The following is a 15,890-nucleotide window of genomic DNA, read 5'->3' as shown; positions in this document are numbered from 1 at the left end:
TTGCTGCCTTAGTTCATCCTGGGCGCTGCGCCTTGCCCAGCCTTGGGTGCCGTCGCGTGCGTCTGGATGAAGTCCAGCGGCACGCGCTTGCCGGCGAGGTAATCGTCGACACAGCGCATGACGAGCGGCGTGCGGTGGCGCTCGCTCGCCGCGCGCAGCTCGTCCACGCTCATCCACACCGTGCGGACGATATCCGGATCGAGCGCGCGGTTTTGCGCCTCGGCTGTCACGCTGCCGCAGTACGTGAAGCGTACGTACGTCGCACCGCTCTCGCCGGGCGTGCCGAAGTGCGTCATATACACGCCGACCAGCGCTTCGGGCGTGAACGCATGCGCGGTTTCCTCGAGCGTTTCGCGCACCACGGCCTCGTGCAGCGTCTCGCCCGCTTCCAGATGGCCGGCGGGCTGATTCAGGCGCAGTCCGTCGCTCGTGTGCTCTTCGACGAGCAGAAAACGCCCGTCGCGCTCGACGATGGCGGCCACGGTGACGTGGGGTGCCCAGGTTTGCTCATTCATGGGCCGGTATTTTACCGGGACGGCGCGAACGCTGCCCGGGGCCGGATCGGCCCCTACAGGGGCGCCCGGCTCGCCTGGCACTGCCGACCGTCCGGTCGGACGACGCAGCGTGTTGTGTGCGTCGCACAAAGACGGGCAATTCCCGCTACAAAGGCGCCGCTGCTTTCGGTTAAAGTGGTGCCGTCGTTTGCCGTTGCAATGGATGCCGGCGCCTGAACTCCGTCGGTCTCCCTTCGCTCGATTCGAGCCAGAACAGCTAGAACAAGAAGGTCGAGGAGGAAACAACGATGCATATCGGAGTGCCTGCAGAGACGCGGGCGAACGAAACCCGCGTGGCCGCGACGCCGGAGACAGTCAGGAAGTACGTCGCCCAGGGCCACACGGTCACGATTCAGGCCGGCGCGGGCGCCGGCGCGAGCTATCTCGACGAGGCCTACACGGCCGTGGGTGCGCAGGTCGCCGATGCGGCCGCCGCCTTCGGCGCGGACCTCGTGCTCAAGGTCCAGTCGCCCACCGTCAGCGAATTGCCGTTCATGAAGCGCGGCGCGGTGCTGGTGGGCATGCTCGATCCCTTTAATGCGGAAAACGCCGCGACACTCGCCGAGGCAGGCGTGACGGCCTTCGCGCTCGAAGCCGCGCCGCGCACCACGCGCGCGCAAAGCCTCGACGTGCTGTCGTCGCAGGCCAACATCGCCGGGTACAAGGCGGTGCTCGTGGCCTCGGACCTCTATCCGCGCTTCATGCCGATGCTCATGACCGCCGCCGGCACCGTGAAAGCCGCGCGCGTGCTGATTCTCGGCGCGGGCGTGGCGGGTCTGCAGGCCATCGCCACGGCGCGGCGCCTGGGCGCCGTGATCGAGGCTTCGGACGTGCGCCCGGCCGTGAAGGAGCAGATCGAGTCGCTCGGCGGCAAATTCCTCGAGGTGCCTTACGAAACCGACGAGGAACGCGAAGCGGCCGTCGGCGTGGGCGGCTATGCCCGGCCCATGCCGCCGTCGTGGCTGGCGCGCCAGTCGGCGCTGGTGCACGAGCGCGCGAAGCAGGCGGACATCGTCATCTCGACCGCGCTGATTCCGGGCCGCGACGCGCCGACGCTCTTGCCATCGGAAACCGTGCAGGCGATGAAGCCGGGATCGGTGGTCATCGACCTCGCGGCAGGACGCGGCCCGGTTGCGGACGAGGCGAGCGGGCGGCGCGGCGGCAATTGCCCGCTCACCGAGGCCGACAAGGTCGTGACGCACCACGGCGTGCAGATCTGCGGCTACACGAACCTCGCCTCGATGGTCGCCGCCGACGCCTCCGCGCTCTACGCGCGCAACCTGCTCGACTTCCTGAAGCTCATCCTCACGAAGGAAGGCACGCTCAACATCGATCTCGCGGACGACATCGTCGCGGCCACGCTGCTGGCCCGCGACGGCCAGGTCACGCGCAAGACATAAAGGGGAGAACAGGAATGGAAGTCATCAACCATACCGTCATCAACCTGATCATTTTCGTGCTGGCCGTGTACGTGGGCTATCACGTGGTCTGGAACGTCACGCCCGCGCTGCATACGCCGCTCATGGCCGTGACCAATGCCATTTCCGCGATCGTGATCGTCGGCGCGATGCTTGCCACGGGGCTCACGGTGGGCGGGCCGGGCAAGTTCTTCGGCACGTTCGCCGTGCTGCTCGCTGCCGTGAACGTGTTCGGCGGGTTCCTCGTCACGCGGCGAATGCTGGAGATGTTCCGCAAGAAAGAGCCGAAAAAGCTCTCCTCCCCCGGCAGCAAGGAGGACGCATGATGGGGCTGAACTTCGTGAGCATGAACGTCGTTACGCTGCTTTATCTGGTGGCGTCGGTCTGCTTCATCCAGGCGCTCAAGGGGCTGTCGAATCCGAAGAGCGCGCGCGCCGGCAATGTGTTCGGCATGGTCGGAATGGCCATCGCCATTCTCACGACCCTTGCGCTGATCGTGAAGGAGTCCGCACAGTTCGGCTCGAATCTCGGGCTTGGGCTTGCGCTGCTGTTCGCCGCGCTCGTGGTGGGCGGCGGCCTTGGGGCCTATGTCGCCGCGCGCGTCGAGATGACGAAGATGCCGGAACTGGTCGCGGCCATGCACTCGCTGATCGGTCTGGCTGCCGTGTGCATTGCCTACGCCGTGGTTTCGGAGCCCGCAGCATTCGGGCTGGTCGCCGAAGACGCGCCGTATCCGGGCTTCCTGCCATACGGCAACCGCATCGAGCTGTTCATCGGCACCTTCGTCGGCGCAATCACGTTCTCAGGTTCCGTGATCGCCTTTGGAAAGCTCTCCGGCAAGTACAGGTTCAGACTCTTTCAGGGCGCGCCCGTGGTCTACGCGGGCCAGCATCTGATCAACCTGATGCTCGCGCTCGGCATGATCGGCTTCGGCATCCTGTTCTTCCTCACGCAGTCGTGGCTGCCGTTCATCATCATGACGCTGATCGCGTTCGCACTGGGCGTGCTCATCATCATCCCGATCGGCGGCGCGGACATGCCCGTGGTCGTCTCGATGCTGAACTCGTACTCGGGCTGGGCGGCGGCGGGTATCGGCTTCTCGCTGAACAACGCCATGCTGATCATCGCAGGCTCGCTCGTCGGCTCGTCCGGCGCGATCCTGTCGTACATCATGTGCCACGCGATGAACCGCTCGTTCTTCAACGTGCTGCTGGGCGGCTTCGGCGGCGAAGCGGGTGCGGCGGCGGCGGGCGGCGCGCAGGAACAGCGTCCGGTGAAGTCGGGTTCGGCTGACGATGCGGCGTTCATGCTCGGCAATGCGGAAAGCGTCGTGATCGTGCCGGGCTACGGCCTCGCGGTGGCGCGTGCGCAGCATGCGTTGAAGGAACTCACCGACAAGCTCGTGGAGAAGGGCGTGGACGTGCGCTACGCGATTCACCCGGTGGCGGGCCGCATGCCGGGCCACATGAACGTGCTGCTCGCGGAAGCGGAGGTGCCCTACGACATGGTGTTCGAGATGGAGGACATCAACAACGAGTTCGGTCAGACCGATGTCGTGCTCGTGCTCGGCGCGAACGACGTGGTGAATCCGGCCGCGAAGAACGATCCGAAGTCGCCGATCGCGGGCATGCCGATCATCGAGGCGTACAAGGCGCGCACGATCATCGTGAACAAGCGCTCGATGGCGGCGGGCTACGCTGGCCTCGACAACGAACTGTTCTACATGGACAAGACCATGATGGTGTTCGGCGACGCGAAGAAGGTGATCGAGGAGATGGTGAAGGCGGTGGAGTAAGCGCGGCTTGCTTCAAATCCACGCGAAAGGCGCGCAGCGATGCGCGCCTTTTTCATGGGCCGACGCATCGTGACGAACGCTCACAGCGAAGGGGCATTCACGCGGCGCAGATAGTCGGCGAGGCGCCGCCCGCTCACATCGGGAAATGGCTCGAGCACTTCCACGTTTTCCATGCGCGCGATGTTGAAGTTGCGGAAGTCCTCGCGCATTTCGCACCAGGCGCCTACGGTCCATTGCGCGCCCCAGTACACGAGTCCAAGCGGCCAGATGCGCCGCTGCGTATGCGCGCCGATGCGGTCGCAGTACGCAAAGCGCACGACGAGCCGCGTGTCGACAGCGCGATGCAGCGCGTCGAGCTTGTCCGAGAACGCGTGATCCATGTGATACGCCGGTGCGAACACGGCAAGCCGCTCCAGCACGGCGCGCTTTTCCGCGGGCATTGCGGCGGCGATCTTCGCGAGTGCGCCGCGTGCGCCGCTCGCGAGCGCCGCGCCGCCCCACGATTCGGCCATGCGCGCACCCACCGCGAGCGCGGTGAGTTCGTCGGCGGTGAAGGTGAGCGGCGGCAGACTCGCCGTGCGCGCGAGCCGGTAGCCAATGCCCGCTTCGCCCTCGATCGGCACGCCCGAGAGCTGCAGGTCGCGCACGTCGCGATAGACCGTGCGCGGCGAGACTTCGAGCCAGGCGGCCAGTTGCTGCGCGGTGGTGAGACGCCGGCCGCGCAGCAGTTCGGCGATGCGAAAGAGGCGGTCGGCACGGCGGGTCATGGCAGGGCGGTCGCGTAGGCGGGCGCGGTGACTGGGGTAAGCACAGATGATAGCGCCGGGCAAGCGCGGCGCCCGGCCGCGGGTTAACCGAGCTTCGGTGCGTGCAGACCGACGCGGTTGCCTTCGGTATCGATGAAGAAGCCGATATAGCCGTAGTTGTTCGGCAGCTCCACCGCTGGCCCCTGCTGCTTGCCGCCGGCTTTTTCCACCCGGTCGAGCACGGCCGTGACCGATGGCTGCGCGTTCAGATACACGAGCACGCCCTTGGGGTCGGGCTTGGCGTCATGTGGATTGAACACGATGCAGCCGCCGGTTTCCGTATCGGTGTGAGCGAACAGCGCCATCGGCACGCCGCCGACCACTTCGCGTTGCAGCGCGGTGTCGAAGGCGGTTTCGTAAAAACGTGCGGCGCGCTCCAGGTCGTGCGCGGGAATTTCGAACCACGAGATCACACGGGACAAATCGGTAGACACGATGCAGCTCCTCGAAGGCAACGGCGGACGGGAATGGCGGCAGCCGGGCGGCGGCAGCCTCGCCGGATGGCGTAGAAGCAGTGTGCCAGGGGGCTGCTGACAGCGTGCTGTCAGTAGGTTTGACGCGGTGTGACGCGCCGTGCCGCGCGAGTTTTGGCGGCCGATGGGAGCGTCACCCGCCGTGCCCGTTCGGCAATGTCAGCCGGCGTCGTCGTTGCCGGCGGCGGGGTTCGCGCCGCCGCCGGCCGGACGCTGCCGCACGCTCCCCGCGATCAGGTCGAAGCGGAACAGGCGGCATTCGAGTGCGCCGTTGTAGAGCGGCGTCTTGGCCGCTTCGCGCAGGCGCAGCTGGCCCGGCAGCTTGCGGTCCGAGGTGAGGACGAACGCGCGCCAGCCGGTGAAGCGCTGCTTGAGCGTGTCGCCGAACGCCTGGAAGAACTCGGCGTCGGGCGCCTCGTCCTTGGCGCGGCGAAAGCCTTCGCTGCTTGCGCCATCTTCGTCGCCGCGCCGCTCGCGCGCCGTCGGGCGCGCCTCGCCGCGCGCGTTGCGGCCGCGCACTTCGATACGCTCGCCGTACGGCGGATTCGCCACAAGAATGCCGGGCGCAGCCGAGGGCGGCGTCATGTTGCGCGCGTCGAGCTGCTTGAGCGTCACGCTGCCGAAGCCCGCGCGCTTGAAGTTCGCGCGCGCCTTTTCCAGCATGACGTCGGAGATGTCGCTGCCGTAAATCAGCAGATCGCCGGTCTTGCTTTGCGCGAGATTGCGCGCCGTGTTCGCCTCGCTCTTGAGGTGCCGCCATGCGGCCATGTCGGCCTGCTTGAGCGACTCGAAGCCGAAGCGGCGATCGAGCCCCGGCGCGATGTCGAGTGCGACTTGCGCGGCTTCCGCAAGGAAGGTTCCGCTGCCGCACATCGGGTCGTAGAGCGGCGTGCCGGGCGTCCAGCCCGTGAGGCGCAGGATGCCCGCGGCGAGGTTCTCGCGCAGCGGCGCGGCGCCCTTGTCCAGACGCCAGCCGCGCTTGAAAAGCGGCTCGCCGGAGGTGTCGAGATAGAGCGTGCATTCGTTCGCCGTGAGGAAGGCGAAGACGCGCACGTCGGGATAGGCGGTATCGACGCTCGGACGCGCACCGGCCTTGTCGCGCATACGGTCGCAGATCGCGTCCTTCACGCGCAGCGTGGCGAATTCGAGGCTGCGCAGCGGTGACTTGATCGCGGTGATGTCGATGCGGATCGTCTCGTTCGCCGAGAACCACTTCTCCCACTGCTGCTCGCGCGCGAGCGCGTAGATGTCCTGTTCGCTGCGGTACGGGCGCTGGGCGATCTTCAGGAGCACACGGCTAGCAATGCGCGAATGCAGGTTGGCGGCGATGCCGCCGGCCCAGCTGCCGCGGAAATGCACGCCGCCGGGCACTTCGGCGCCGACCTGGAGCGCGCCGGGCGGCAGGCGCCGTTGCGCAGTTTCGGCCAGTTCGGCGGCGAGCGCGGCTTCGAGGCCGCGCGGGCAGGGGGCAAAGAAATCGAAGGACATGAAGAAGGATGGGACGCTGCGGGGAAGGCGCTATTGTACGCGGGTTGCGGGAGCGCTCAGCCAGGGTTGCCTGTTGATGCGCCGGCTGAGCGGCGCGGTCATTTAGCGAGTCAGGCGGACGCCCTTCGGTCGGGAGATGTTCGGCGGAATCCCAGGGGCGGGTTTTGATCGTCTTGGCAGACATGGATTCTTATCGCGAAGAACGGTGCACCGTTCCGGTGCGGATCGGCTGACCCTACCGTCTTCGCGTCGATCGCACTTTATCGTCAGTCAATTTCCATCATGTCTCGCTATTTCATGGGCCGGCAGCAAACCACCGCCTCAGCCGCCTGCGGCCGCCATCTGCGGGCAGGCGATGCCCGGCGCCGGCTTTCCGCGCATGCCAGTCTTCGCGCCGTTCGCCGCCACGCTCACGCGCGGTGCGGCTGCGAGCGCGCGCACGCCGCTCGCGATCGACTGCGACAGCGCTTCGACCGCTTGCCGGTGGCCGATGACGAGCGCGTCGTAGCCGTCGCCCACCTTCTCGTTGAGCACGCTGCGGCAGGTCAGGACCGTTTGCGTGTCGAGCGCGCGTACGCTCCACACGGCGTCGATGAGCGCATGCGAGCCCGGCCACGATTCGAAGCGCTGCACGTTCACGCTCACGCGGTACACGGGCACGCCCTCGGGATGCGGCGAGCCGTAGACGTCGATGGTGCCGAGCTGCTGCGTGAGGTCGCCCGAGAGCGCGCGGCGGATCTCGTCGCCGGGCATCGAGGACCAGCGCTCCTGCTCGAGTACGCGCACCTGGTTCGCGTCGGTTTGCACGACGAACTGTGCCTTTGCGACCTGCGGCGGCACGTCCACGGGCGCCAGCTCGATCAGCCACTGGGCGTTGCCTGCGCTCGGCGCGGCGGCGGTGCGGGCCGTGTCGTCAGTCGGGCTGAGCGTGTAGAACCGGCTGGCGGGCGAACTGCAGCCCGCCAGCGCGGCTGCGATGACCAGCGCGCCGAGCGCGGCAAGGGCGGGGACGCGTCGGGGCGTCATGGCTTGTCTCCAGATTTGCCGCGCAGCAGCGATTCGGGATGGCGCTCCAGATAATCGGAGAGCGCGTTGAGCGATTGCAGCGTACGCGTGAGTTCCTGCATCGCCTGGTGCACGTCGGACTGCAGCGGCGAATCCTGCTGCAGCGTCAATTGCGCGGCGCTGAAGGTCTTCTGCGCTTCGTCCAGCGTGCCCTGCAGCTGCGGCAGGATCTGGCCGTTCACCTTGCCGAACAGCTGGTTCGCGTTCTTGAGCGACTCGTTCAGGTTGTTGCCGATCTTGTCGAACGGAATCTGATCGAGCTTCTTCGCGATGTCCGCCACCTGGAGCTGCAGCTCTTCGAGCGAGTTCGGCACCGTGGGCAGCTCCAGCGGGTCGCGGTTGACGTCGATCGTCGCGGGGCCCGCCTTCGGGAAGATGTCGAGCGCGATATAAAGCTGCCCGGTGATCAGGTTGCCGGTGCGCAACTGGCCGCGCAGGCCGCGCGCGACGAGCCGCCTGATCAGCTCCTGGCTTTGCGGCGTATGCGGCGCGGGCGCTTCACCGCGGATGCGGCGCGACAGACGCAGCGGATAGAGGTCGATCGTCACGGGCATCGTGAAGTTGTGCTGTTTCGGGTCGTATTCGATGCCGATGTCCGTCACCTGGCCGAGCACGATGCCGCGGAAATCGACCGTCGCCCCCACCGAAAGGCCGCGCAACGACTGGTTGAAGTACATGACCACGCGTTGCGGCGCGCCGTCCGGCTCGCGCATTGCCTCGCTCTCGTCGGAGGCGAGGGCGAACGTGGCGCTGTCGGGCGCCTGCGGGCCCATCGACTGTCCGGGCGGCGCCTGGAACGCGAGGCCGCCCACCACGATGGTGGCGAGCGACTGCGTGTTGACCTTGATGCCGCTCGAATCGAGCTGCACGTTCACGCCGCTTGCGTGCCACCAGCGCGTGTTGGTGCCCACGTACTGGTCGAAGGGCGCGCTCACGAACACCTGCACCGTCACCCCGGTGCCGTCCTTGTCGAGCGAATAGCCCGTTACCTGGCCTACCTGGATGCGCCGGTAGAAGATCGGCGTGCCGATGTCGAGCGAGCCGAGCGTCGAACTGTGCAGGGTATAACGATGCCCCTTCTCGTCGATGGTCACGGCAGGCGGCGCTTCCAGCCCGACGAAGTCGCTTTGCGATTCCTGCGAGCGGCCGGCGTCCGCGCCGATATACGAGCCCGAGAGCAGCGTGGTGAGGCCCGAGACGCCGCTTGCGCCCACGCGCGGGCGCACGACCCAGAAGCGGCTGTCCTTCACGGCGAAGCGCTCGGCGTCCTTGGTGAGCTCGACCGTGACGATCACATGCGAGAGGTTGGGCGAGAGCTTGATCGCGCGCACCGAGCCGATGTCCACGTCCTTGTACTTGACCTTGGTCTTGCCGGGCTCGAGCCCTTCGGCGCTCACGAAGCTGATCGTGATGGTCGGGCCGCGCGTGGCGACCGACTTGACGACGAGCGCCACGCCGATCAGCGCCGCGACGATCGGCACGATCCAGACCAGCGAGGGCAGCCAGCGCCGCGGCTTGACGATCTCCGGTTCCGGCAGATTGGGCGGGGTCGGTCCTTTCGGACTATTCATGGGGTTGATCCTGAGAGCGTTGCGCGGGTTTGTGTTTGTCTTCGTCCACCGGATCCCAGATCAAGCGCGGATCGAACTGCATCGAGGCGATCATCGTCAGGATCACGACCGAGCCGAATGCGATCGCGCCGGGGCCCGCCGTGATGACCGCAAGCGACTGGAAGCGTACCAGCGCCACGGTTAGCGTGACAACGAACACGTCGAGCATCGACCAGCGCCCGATGAATTCGACGAGCCGGTAGAGCTTCGTGCGTTCCACGGGCCGCCATGTCGAGCCGCGCTGCGCGGTGAACGCGAGCAGCGCGAGCACCGACAGCTTGAGCATGGGCACGAGAATACTGGCGATGAAGACAATCACGGCGAGCGGCCAGTCGCCGGAGGTCCAGAAGTAGACCACGCCGCTCATGATGGTGTCGTCCTCGTCGCCGACGAGCGAGGCAGTATGCATCACAGGCAGCAGGTTCGCGGGAATGTAGAGCAGCGCCGCGGCAATGAGGAGAGCCCACGTGCGCATGATGCTGTCCGGGTTGCGCTCGTGCACGGGCGAGCCGCAGCGTGCGCAACGCACGTGGCCATGCTTGCGCACGTGCGGCTGCACGTGCCCGCAGGCGTGGCAGGAGATGTAGCCGGCGTCGGCGGCGGTCTGGTATTTCATCGGGGCCCCTTGGGGAGCGGGCCGCCGTGCGGCGGCGCCGGGTCTTGCGCGCGTGCGCCCGGCTCGCGGATCTCGGGCCCGGAGACCGGGTAGGCCGATGCCGGTGACGGCGAGGCGGGCGAGTGCGGTACGTGCGGCGCGTGCGGTCCGCCCGCGCCGGCGTCACCCGCGAGGCCGCCCGGACCCGCATCGCCCTCGCGCGCCGCACGTGCGGCGTCGCGCAGGCCGTCGGCGATGTCCCAGAGTGTGCGCGCATCGAACGTGACGACCACGGTGAACATCAGCGTGAGCGCGCCAAAGGCGAAGAGCGCGGTTTCGGGAATCACGCGCGCGAGGCTCACCATTTTCACGATGGTGATGAGCACGCCCAGCATGAAGACTTCGAGCATGCCCCAGGGCCGCACGAACTGGATGGCGCGCAGCACGAAGTCGAAGCCCGGTGGAATGAAGCCGCGCCGCACCGGCAGCAGGACGTAGAGCAGCGCCACCATCTCCGTGAGCGGAAAGAGGATGGTTGCGCAGAAGACGATCACCGCGATGATCTCCATGTCCTCGTGCCACAGCACCACGAGCGCGCCGAACAGGCTCGACTCCGTCGTGATACCGTTCGCATCGAGCTCGATGATCGGGAACGACTGGGCGATGATGAAGGTGACGAGCGCCGCAACCGTGATGGCGCAGATGCGGTCGAGCTGGGATGCGGCGCTGCTGTAGAGCGTGGCGCCGCAGCGCGAGCAGCGCGCTGACTGGCGGCCGGGTAGCCGCGGTTTGCGGTAGAGCGCGTCGCAATCGTGACACGCGATCAGTTTGTCCTGGGCCATGCGGGCAGGTGACGCAAAACGACGTGAACGAGGGACGCGCGACGGCGGTACTCAGGCCGAAAGGTGCCGACAGCGCCTCGCACCATGTTACCAAACGCGCCCGCCGGCGTGCCGGAACGAGCCGCGGGCCCCCACGAGGCGGCCTTGCCGGTCATGCAGCGCTCGCGTGGCCGGCTAACGGGCTGCGAAGTGTGCCACGTTTGCGCCGTAAGCGTGTGCGAGCGCGGCGGGACCCGGCCCTTATCTCCAGATGTTTGTTGTCACCCGATCTGGATTATCTTTCGGGCATGGAGCATGCATGGCGGCGCAAGGTCGCCGCTGCCCCTTCACGAAGCCAATGACTACGCAATCAAAGCGAGACGATCATGGAAGCCTTGTCGAGATGGATTCGTTCCTGTCGGTGGCGCCCGGCGGTCGGGGCGGCGGCAGTGTGGGCCGGCGCCGCAGCGGCGCTGCTCGCGGGCGGGGCCGCCCACGCGCAGCTCGACGCGGGGAAGAGCACGATCGTCGCCGTCTCGCGCCAGATGAACGTGCCGGTCCAGGGCAGCTTCACGAAGTTCGACGCGCAGATCGACTTCGATCCGGCCAGGCCCGCGAGCGGCAGCGCGAAGATCACGGTCGACACGGCGAGCTATGATCTGGGCGACCCGACCTACAACGATTCCGTGCACGGGCGCGAATGGTTCGACGCGAAGACGTTCCCGCAGGCAACGTTCGTCTCGACCGCCATCGCGCCGACCGGAACGAACCAGTACAGCGTGAGCGGCAAGCTGACGATCAAGGGGCACACGCAGAACGTGGCCGTGCCCGTCGTGCTCACGCAGCAGGGCAGGACGCAGACCTTCGACGGTACGCTGCCGATTCACCGGCTCGCCTTCGAAATCGGCACCGGCGAGTGGAAGGACACCTCGATCGTCGCCGACGAGGTGCTGATCAAGTTTCATATCGTCTTCGCCCAAAAATAGGTCGACGAACAGATCGACGACTCCGGGGAGGCGCTTTTGAACAAGCTCGTATGGATGGCCGCAGGCAGCGCCGTGTCGCTCGCCGCGCTGGTGATGCAGGCCGCGCACGCCGCCGATACTTACCAGCTCGATCCGAACCACACGTTTCCGAGCTTCGAGGCCGACCACTTCGGCGGTCTTTCCACGTGGCGCGGCAAGTTCACGAAGACCACGGGCACAGTCACGCTGGACCGCGCGGCGAAAACGGGCACCGTGGACGTGACGATCGATCCGGCGTCGATCCAGACCGGCAATCCGCAGCTCGACCAGCATCTGGTGGGCGACGACTTTCTCGATGTCGCGAAGTACCCCGCGGCCACCTACAAGGGCACGCGCATCGTCTTCCATGGAGACGCGCCCAGGGAGGTGATCGGCGAGTTCACGCTGCACGGTGTGACGCGGCCGCTCAAGCTCGAGATCGAGTCGTTCAAATGCATTCAGCACCCCGTGCTCAAACGCGAGGTGTGCGGCGTGGAGGCCGAGGCCGCATTCAACCGCGACGACTTCGGCATGGACTCGGGCAAGAAGTACGGCTTCAGGATGAAGACCACGCTGCATATCCAGGCCGAAGGCATCAAGCAGTAGGGAAGAGCGCCAGCGCGGCGATGGCCGTTGCGCAGGCGCGAAAAAAAAGCCGGTTCGTGAGAACCGGCTTTCTTGCTGGTGCGCAGCTCAAACCTGCGCGCCCGCGTTCGGATCGTTCGGATCGTACTTTTCCTTCTTGTCCTTGATGAGGTCTTCGCGCTTCACGCCGAGCCACATCGCGAGCGCCGCCGCGACGAACACCGACGAGTAGATGCCGAAGAGAATACCCACCGTCAGCGCCAGCGCGAAGTAGTGCAGCGTCGGACCGCCGAAGAAGAACATCGAGAGCACCATCATCTGCGTACAGCCGTGGGTGATGATGGTTCGCGACATCGTGCTGGTGATGGCGTGGTTGATGACTTCGGTCACGCTCATCTTGCGCTCGCGCCGGAAGGTCTCGCGAATCCGGTCGAAGATAACGACCGATTCGTTCACCGAGTAGCCGAGCACCGCGAGCACGGCCGCGAGCACCGAGAGCGAGAACTCCCACTGGAAGAAGGCGAAGAAGCCCAGGATGATCACGACGTCGTGCAGGTTCGCGATCACGCCGGCCACGGCGTACTTCCATTCGAAGCGGAACGACAGGTAGATGACGATGCCCGCCACCACGCAGGCGAGCGCGAGCAGGCCGTCCGTCGCGAGTTCCTTGCCGACCTGCGGGCCGACGAACTCCACACGCTGCAACTGCACCTGCGGGTCTGCTGCCTTGAGCGTGGCCATCACCTGGTCGCTCTGCTGCGCCGAAGAAAGGCCCGCCTTGATCGGCAGGCGGATCAGCACGTCGCGCGAGGTGCCGAAGTTCTGCACCTGGGCGTCGCCGTAGCCGATCTTCGTGAGCGAGTCGCGCAGCGGCTCGAGCGGCACTGCCTGCGGGTACTGCACTTCGATGACCGTGCCGCCCGTGAACTCGATCGACAGATGCAGGCCACGGTGGAAGAGGAAGAACACCGCCGCAATGAAGGTAATCAGCGAGACCGCGTTGAAGATCAACGCGTGCTTCATGAACGGGATGTCTTTGCGGATGCGGAAAAATTCCATGTTCTTGACTCCGTATCAGCGGGACGAGCCGGTGTTGTTGCCGGAGCCGCCCGTGCCGCCCTGGGCATCGCGGCGGCGCACGACCGGCTTGGCGCGCGCGGCGCCCTTGGCGCCGGCTCTGGCCGGTTCGCGCTTCGTGGCGTTTGCGGCAACCGCGCGGCCCGTGTCCGTGCCGGCATCGGCGCCGGCGAGCGCGGGCGTGCCTTCATCGGGTTCCGGGCGCCACACCTGACCCACCGCGAGCGACTTGAGCTTCTTCTTGCCGCCGTACCAGAGATTCACGAGACCGCGCGAGAAGAACACGGCCGAGAACATCGACGTGAGAATGCCGATACAGTGCACGATCGCAAAGCCGCGCACCGGGCCCGAGCCGAACGCGAGCAGTGCGAGGCCGGCGATGAGCGTGGTCACGTTCGAGTCGAGAATCGTCGCCCAGGCGTGCGCGTAGCCGTTCTGGATGGCGAGTTGAGGCGGCGCGCCGTTGCGCAGTTCTTCGCGCACGCGCTCGTTGATCAGCACGTTCGCGTCGATCGCCATACCGAGCGCCAGCGCAATAGCCGCGATACCCGGCAGCGTGAGCGTGGCCTGCAGCATGGAGAGCACGGCCACGAGCAGCAGCAGGTTCACCGAGAGGCCGATCATCGAGATCGCACCGAACAGCATGTAGTACGCGATCATGAACACGGCGATGGCGGCGAAGCCGTAGATCACCGAATCGAAGCCCTTGCGGATGTTGTCCGCGCCAAGGCTCGGGCCAACCGTGCGTTCCTCGATGATGTCCATCGGCGCGGCGAGCGAGCCGGCGCGCAGCAGCAGCGCGAGGTCGGCGGCGGCCTGCGGCGTGGGCTGGCCCGTGATCTGGAAGCGGTCGCCCAGTTCCGACTGGATGGTCGCCACCGTCAGCACTTCGCCCTTGCCCTTTTCGAACAGCACCATCGCCATAGGCTTGCCGATGTTGTCGCGCGAGACGGCGCGCACCGCGCGGCCGCCCGCCGAGTCGAGGCGGATGTTGACCGACGGACGCTGATGCTCGTCGAAGCCTGCCGAGGCGTCGATGATGCGGTCGCCCGTGAAGATCACCTGCTTGCGCAGCAGCACCGGCGCGGCGTTGCCTTGCGTGAAGAGTTCGTCGCCCGGCGGCACCGGCGCATTCACGTCCGGATGCAGGCCCATCGGGTCGGCGAGGCGCGCTTCCAGCGTCGCCGTGCGGCCGATGATGTCCTTCGCCTTGGCGGTGTCCTGCACGCCCGGCAGTTCGACCACGATGCGGTCGTCGCCTTGCTGCTGGATCACGGGCTCGGCCACGCCAAGCTCGTTCACGCGGTTGTGCAGCGTCTGGATGTTCTGCTTGAGGGCGGCTTGCTGAACCGCCGTCTTCACGGCCGGCGTGAACGTGCCGACGAGCTGCACGCCGCCTTCGGGGTTGTTCTGCGATGCCCACTGCAGTTCGGTGATGCCGCCCGAGCCCGCGAGGACCTTGCGGGCCTGCTCGGCGGTATCGGCGTCGGCGAAATTGACGACCACCGACTGGTTGACGCGGTTCACGCCGCCGTCGCGAATGTTCTTGTCGCGCAGGAGCGTGCGCACGTCCGAAGCGTCGGAGTCGAGCTTCTTGTTGAGCGCGCCGTTCATGTCGACCTGGAGCAGGAAGTGCACGCCGCCGCGCAGGTCGAGGCCGAGATACATCGGCAGCGCGCGCAGCGAAGTGAGCCAGTGCGGCGAGGCGCTCTGCAGGTTCAGGGCGACGATGTACTGCGGGTCGTTCGGGTCGGCGTTCAGCGCTTTGTTGAGCGCGTCTTTCAGGCGCAGCTGGGTGTCCGTGTCGGCGACGCGCACGCGGATGTTGGCGTTCAACGACGAGTTGTCGAACGTCACGTCGGTCGCGCGGATATTATTCGCGGCGACCGCGGCCTCGACCTGGGCGAGCGTGCCCGAGTCGAGCTTGACGGTGGCTTTACCGCTCGACACCTGGACCGCGGGCGCTTCGCCGAAGAAATTGGGCAATGTGTACACGAAGCCGATGACGAGCGCCACCAGCATCACGACATATTTCCAGAGGGGATAACGGTTCATTGGTTGACCCAACGGGGGAGGGGAATGGCCTTAAGCGCTGCGCGCGCGTCCGGCGCTGCCTTCGGGGCGTACCTGCATCGACGTTTTCTGGTCAGTGGCTGCGAGGGCGGGCCGGGTGCGCGAGGCCGTTCTGTCGGAGACAACGGCCTCGGGGACTCCGTGAAGCTTTACAGCGACTTGATCGTGCCCTTCGGCAGGATGGTCGAGACCGACGACTTCTGCACGGTGATTTCCGTGCCGTCAGCGATTTCGACGCCCACATAGGCTTCGCTGACCTTGGTCACCTTGCCGACGATGCCGCCGCTCGTGATCACTTCGTCGCCCTTGGCCATGGCCGCGAGCATGTTGCGATGTTCCTTCTGGCGCTTCATCTGCGGACGGATCATGATGAAGTACAGCACGGCGAACATCAGAATGAGCGGCAGGAAGCTCATGAGGCTCGATTCGGCACCACCTGCTGCACTGCCTTGCGCGAAGGCATTGGAAATGAACGACACGTTGGTCTCTCCGTTTTTTACGATCAAAAAGCGAGCCGGTTATTCTA

Annotated in this window: 16 protein-coding genes; 5 read left to right on the top strand and 11 right to left on the bottom strand. The window is 66.4% G+C overall.

Translation table 11 applies throughout. The annotated features are described in order from the left end of the window. Window positions 1–8: 8 nt before the first annotated feature. Window positions 9–515 carry an NUDIX hydrolase gene (locus C7411_RS16525; RefSeq protein ID WP_110385329.1) on the bottom strand — a complete coding sequence of 169 codons (507 nt, stop codon included), beginning with the start codon at window positions 513–515 and terminating at the stop codon, window positions 9–11. A gap of 287 nt (window positions 516–802) precedes the next feature. Between C7411_RS16525 and C7411_RS16520 the strand changes: the two genes are divergently transcribed. Genes C7411_RS16520 through C7411_RS16510 form a run of 3 tightly spaced genes read left to right on the top strand, consistent with a single transcriptional unit; the run spans window position 803 to window position 3,767 of the window. Then, complete coding sequence (locus C7411_RS16520) at window positions 803–1,954, top strand: Re/Si-specific NAD(P)(+) transhydrogenase subunit alpha (RefSeq protein ID WP_110385328.1); 1,152 nt, start codon at window positions 803–805, stop codon at window positions 1,952–1,954. Between the two features lie 14 nt (window positions 1,955–1,968). Further along, window positions 1,969–2,298 (top strand): NAD(P) transhydrogenase subunit alpha part 2, encoded by a 330-nt coding sequence (locus C7411_RS16515; protein ID WP_110385327.1) that lies wholly within the window; start codon window positions 1,969–1,971, stop codon window positions 2,296–2,298. Window positions 2,299–2,312: 14 nt separating this feature from the next. Beyond that, window positions 2,313–3,767 carry an NAD(P)(+) transhydrogenase (Re/Si-specific) subunit beta gene (locus tag C7411_RS16510; RefSeq protein WP_110385424.1) on the top strand — a complete coding sequence of 485 codons (1,455 nt, stop codon included), beginning with the start codon at window positions 2,313–2,315 and terminating at the stop codon, window positions 3,765–3,767. A gap of 80 nt (window positions 3,768–3,847) precedes the next feature. Here C7411_RS16510 and C7411_RS16505 read toward each other — a convergent pair whose 3' ends face one another. From C7411_RS16505 to C7411_RS16475, 7 genes are all read right to left on the bottom strand, one after another. Beyond that, window positions 3,848–4,534 (bottom strand): helix-turn-helix transcriptional regulator, encoded by a 687-nt coding sequence (locus tag C7411_RS16505; RefSeq protein ID WP_110385326.1) that lies wholly within the window; start codon window positions 4,532–4,534, stop codon window positions 3,848–3,850. A gap of 83 nt (window positions 4,535–4,617) precedes the next feature. Then, window positions 4,618–5,010, bottom strand: a complete 393-nt coding sequence (locus C7411_RS16500) for a VOC family protein (protein WP_373682599.1) — start codon at window positions 5,008–5,010, stop codon at window positions 4,618–4,620. Between the two features lie 195 nt (window positions 5,011–5,205). Next, window positions 5,206–6,534, bottom strand: coding sequence for a THUMP domain-containing class I SAM-dependent RNA methyltransferase (locus tag C7411_RS16495; RefSeq protein WP_110385325.1), 1,329 nt, complete (start codon window positions 6,532–6,534; stop codon window positions 5,206–5,208). Between the two features lie 321 nt (window positions 6,535–6,855). After that, the gene (locus tag C7411_RS16490; protein WP_110385324.1) at window positions 6,856–7,560 is read right to left on the bottom strand and encodes a PqiC family protein; all 705 of its coding nucleotides are present in this window, start codon (window positions 7,558–7,560) and stop codon (window positions 6,856–6,858) included. Then, window positions 7,557–9,170: a PqiB family protein gene (locus C7411_RS16485; RefSeq protein WP_110385323.1), complete on the bottom strand. Its 1,614-nt coding sequence runs from the start codon at window positions 9,168–9,170 to the stop codon at window positions 7,557–7,559. The genes C7411_RS16490 and C7411_RS16485 overlap by 4 nt, the downstream gene beginning before the upstream one ends. Continuing rightward, window positions 9,163–9,825, bottom strand: coding sequence for a paraquat-inducible protein A (locus tag C7411_RS16480; RefSeq protein ID WP_110385322.1), 663 nt, complete (start codon window positions 9,823–9,825; stop codon window positions 9,163–9,165). Before C7411_RS16480 ends, C7411_RS16485 begins: the two co-directional genes overlap by 8 nt. Then, a complete protein-coding gene (locus tag C7411_RS16475) occupies window positions 9,822–10,646 on the bottom strand; it encodes a paraquat-inducible protein A (RefSeq protein ID WP_110385321.1) in 825 nt (274 codons plus the stop codon). Before C7411_RS16475 ends, C7411_RS16480 begins: the two co-directional genes overlap by 4 nt. Before the next feature lie 428 nt (window positions 10,647–11,074). On the opposite strand from C7411_RS16475, the gene C7411_RS16470 reads away from it, so the two are divergent. Both C7411_RS16470 and C7411_RS16465 read left to right on the top strand, forming a co-directional pair. Next, window positions 11,075–11,611 carry a YceI family protein gene (locus C7411_RS16470; RefSeq protein WP_373682597.1) on the top strand — a complete coding sequence of 179 codons (537 nt, stop codon included), beginning with the start codon at window positions 11,075–11,077 and terminating at the stop codon, window positions 11,609–11,611. Window positions 11,612–11,665: 54 nt separating this feature from the next. After that, window positions 11,666–12,235, top strand: coding sequence for a YceI family protein (locus C7411_RS16465; protein ID WP_110385423.1), 570 nt, complete (start codon window positions 11,666–11,668; stop codon window positions 12,233–12,235). An 87-nt stretch (window positions 12,236–12,322) separates the two neighbouring features. Here C7411_RS16465 and secF read toward each other — a convergent pair whose 3' ends face one another. The 3 genes from secF to yajC form a co-directional block, all read right to left on the bottom strand. Next, complete coding sequence (secF, locus tag C7411_RS16460; RefSeq protein ID WP_110385319.1) at window positions 12,323–13,273, bottom strand: protein translocase subunit SecF; 951 nt, start codon at window positions 13,271–13,273, stop codon at window positions 12,323–12,325. Between the two features lie 15 nt (window positions 13,274–13,288). Then, window positions 13,289–15,346, bottom strand: a complete 2,058-nt coding sequence (gene secD, locus C7411_RS16455; protein WP_110385318.1) for a protein translocase subunit SecD — start codon at window positions 15,344–15,346, stop codon at window positions 13,289–13,291. Window positions 15,347–15,513: 167 nt separating this feature from the next. After that, window positions 15,514–15,843 (bottom strand): preprotein translocase subunit YajC, encoded by a 330-nt coding sequence (gene yajC, locus C7411_RS16450; RefSeq protein ID WP_042262488.1) that lies wholly within the window; start codon window positions 15,841–15,843, stop codon window positions 15,514–15,516. Window positions 15,844–15,890 lie beyond the last annotated feature (47 nt).

It is taken from the genome of Paraburkholderia silvatlantica, assembly GCF_003096715.1.
In the GTDB taxonomy this organism is placed as follows: Bacteria; Pseudomonadota; Gammaproteobacteria; order Burkholderiales; family Burkholderiaceae; genus Paraburkholderia; species Paraburkholderia silvatlantica.
Note: the sequence above shows the minus strand (reverse complement) of the source record. Positions and strands in the feature narration are given on the sequence as shown.

Bases quoted from the DNA above. Each gene is read 5' to 3' on its own strand.
- C7411_RS16485 (WP_110385323.1), bottom strand. From the start codon at position 9,170: ATGAATAGTCCGAAAGGACCGACCCCGCCCAATCTGCCGGAACCGGAG.
- C7411_RS16515 (WP_110385327.1), top strand. From the start codon at position 1,969: ATGGAAGTCATCAACCATACCGTCATCAACCTGATCATTTTCGTGCTG.
- secF (WP_110385319.1), bottom strand. From the start codon at position 13,273: ATGGAATTTTTCCGCATCCGCAAAGACATCCCGTTCATGAAGCACGCG.
- C7411_RS16475 (WP_110385321.1), bottom strand. From the start codon at position 10,646: ATGGCCCAGGACAAACTGATCGCGTGTCACGATTGCGACGCGCTCTAC.
- C7411_RS16525 (WP_110385329.1), bottom strand. From the start codon at position 515: ATGAATGAGCAAACCTGGGCACCCCACGTCACCGTGGCCGCCATCGTC.
- C7411_RS16520 (WP_110385328.1), top strand. From the start codon at position 803: ATGCATATCGGAGTGCCTGCAGAGACGCGGGCGAACGAAACCCGCGTG.
- C7411_RS16505 (WP_110385326.1), bottom strand. From the start codon at position 4,534: ATGACCCGCCGTGCCGACCGCCTCTTTCGCATCGCCGAACTGCTGCGC.
- C7411_RS16490 (WP_110385324.1), bottom strand. From the start codon at position 7,560: ATGACGCCCCGACGCGTCCCCGCCCTTGCCGCGCTCGGCGCGCTGGTC.
- secD (WP_110385318.1), bottom strand. From the start codon at position 15,346: ATGAACCGTTATCCCCTCTGGAAATATGTCGTGATGCTGGTGGCGCTC.
- C7411_RS16465 (WP_110385423.1), top strand. From the start codon at position 11,666: ATGGCCGCAGGCAGCGCCGTGTCGCTCGCCGCGCTGGTGATGCAGGCC.
- C7411_RS16495 (WP_110385325.1), bottom strand. From the start codon at position 6,534: ATGTCCTTCGATTTCTTTGCCCCCTGCCCGCGCGGCCTCGAAGCCGCG.
- C7411_RS16480 (WP_110385322.1), bottom strand. From the start codon at position 9,825: ATGAAATACCAGACCGCCGCCGACGCCGGCTACATCTCCTGCCACGCC.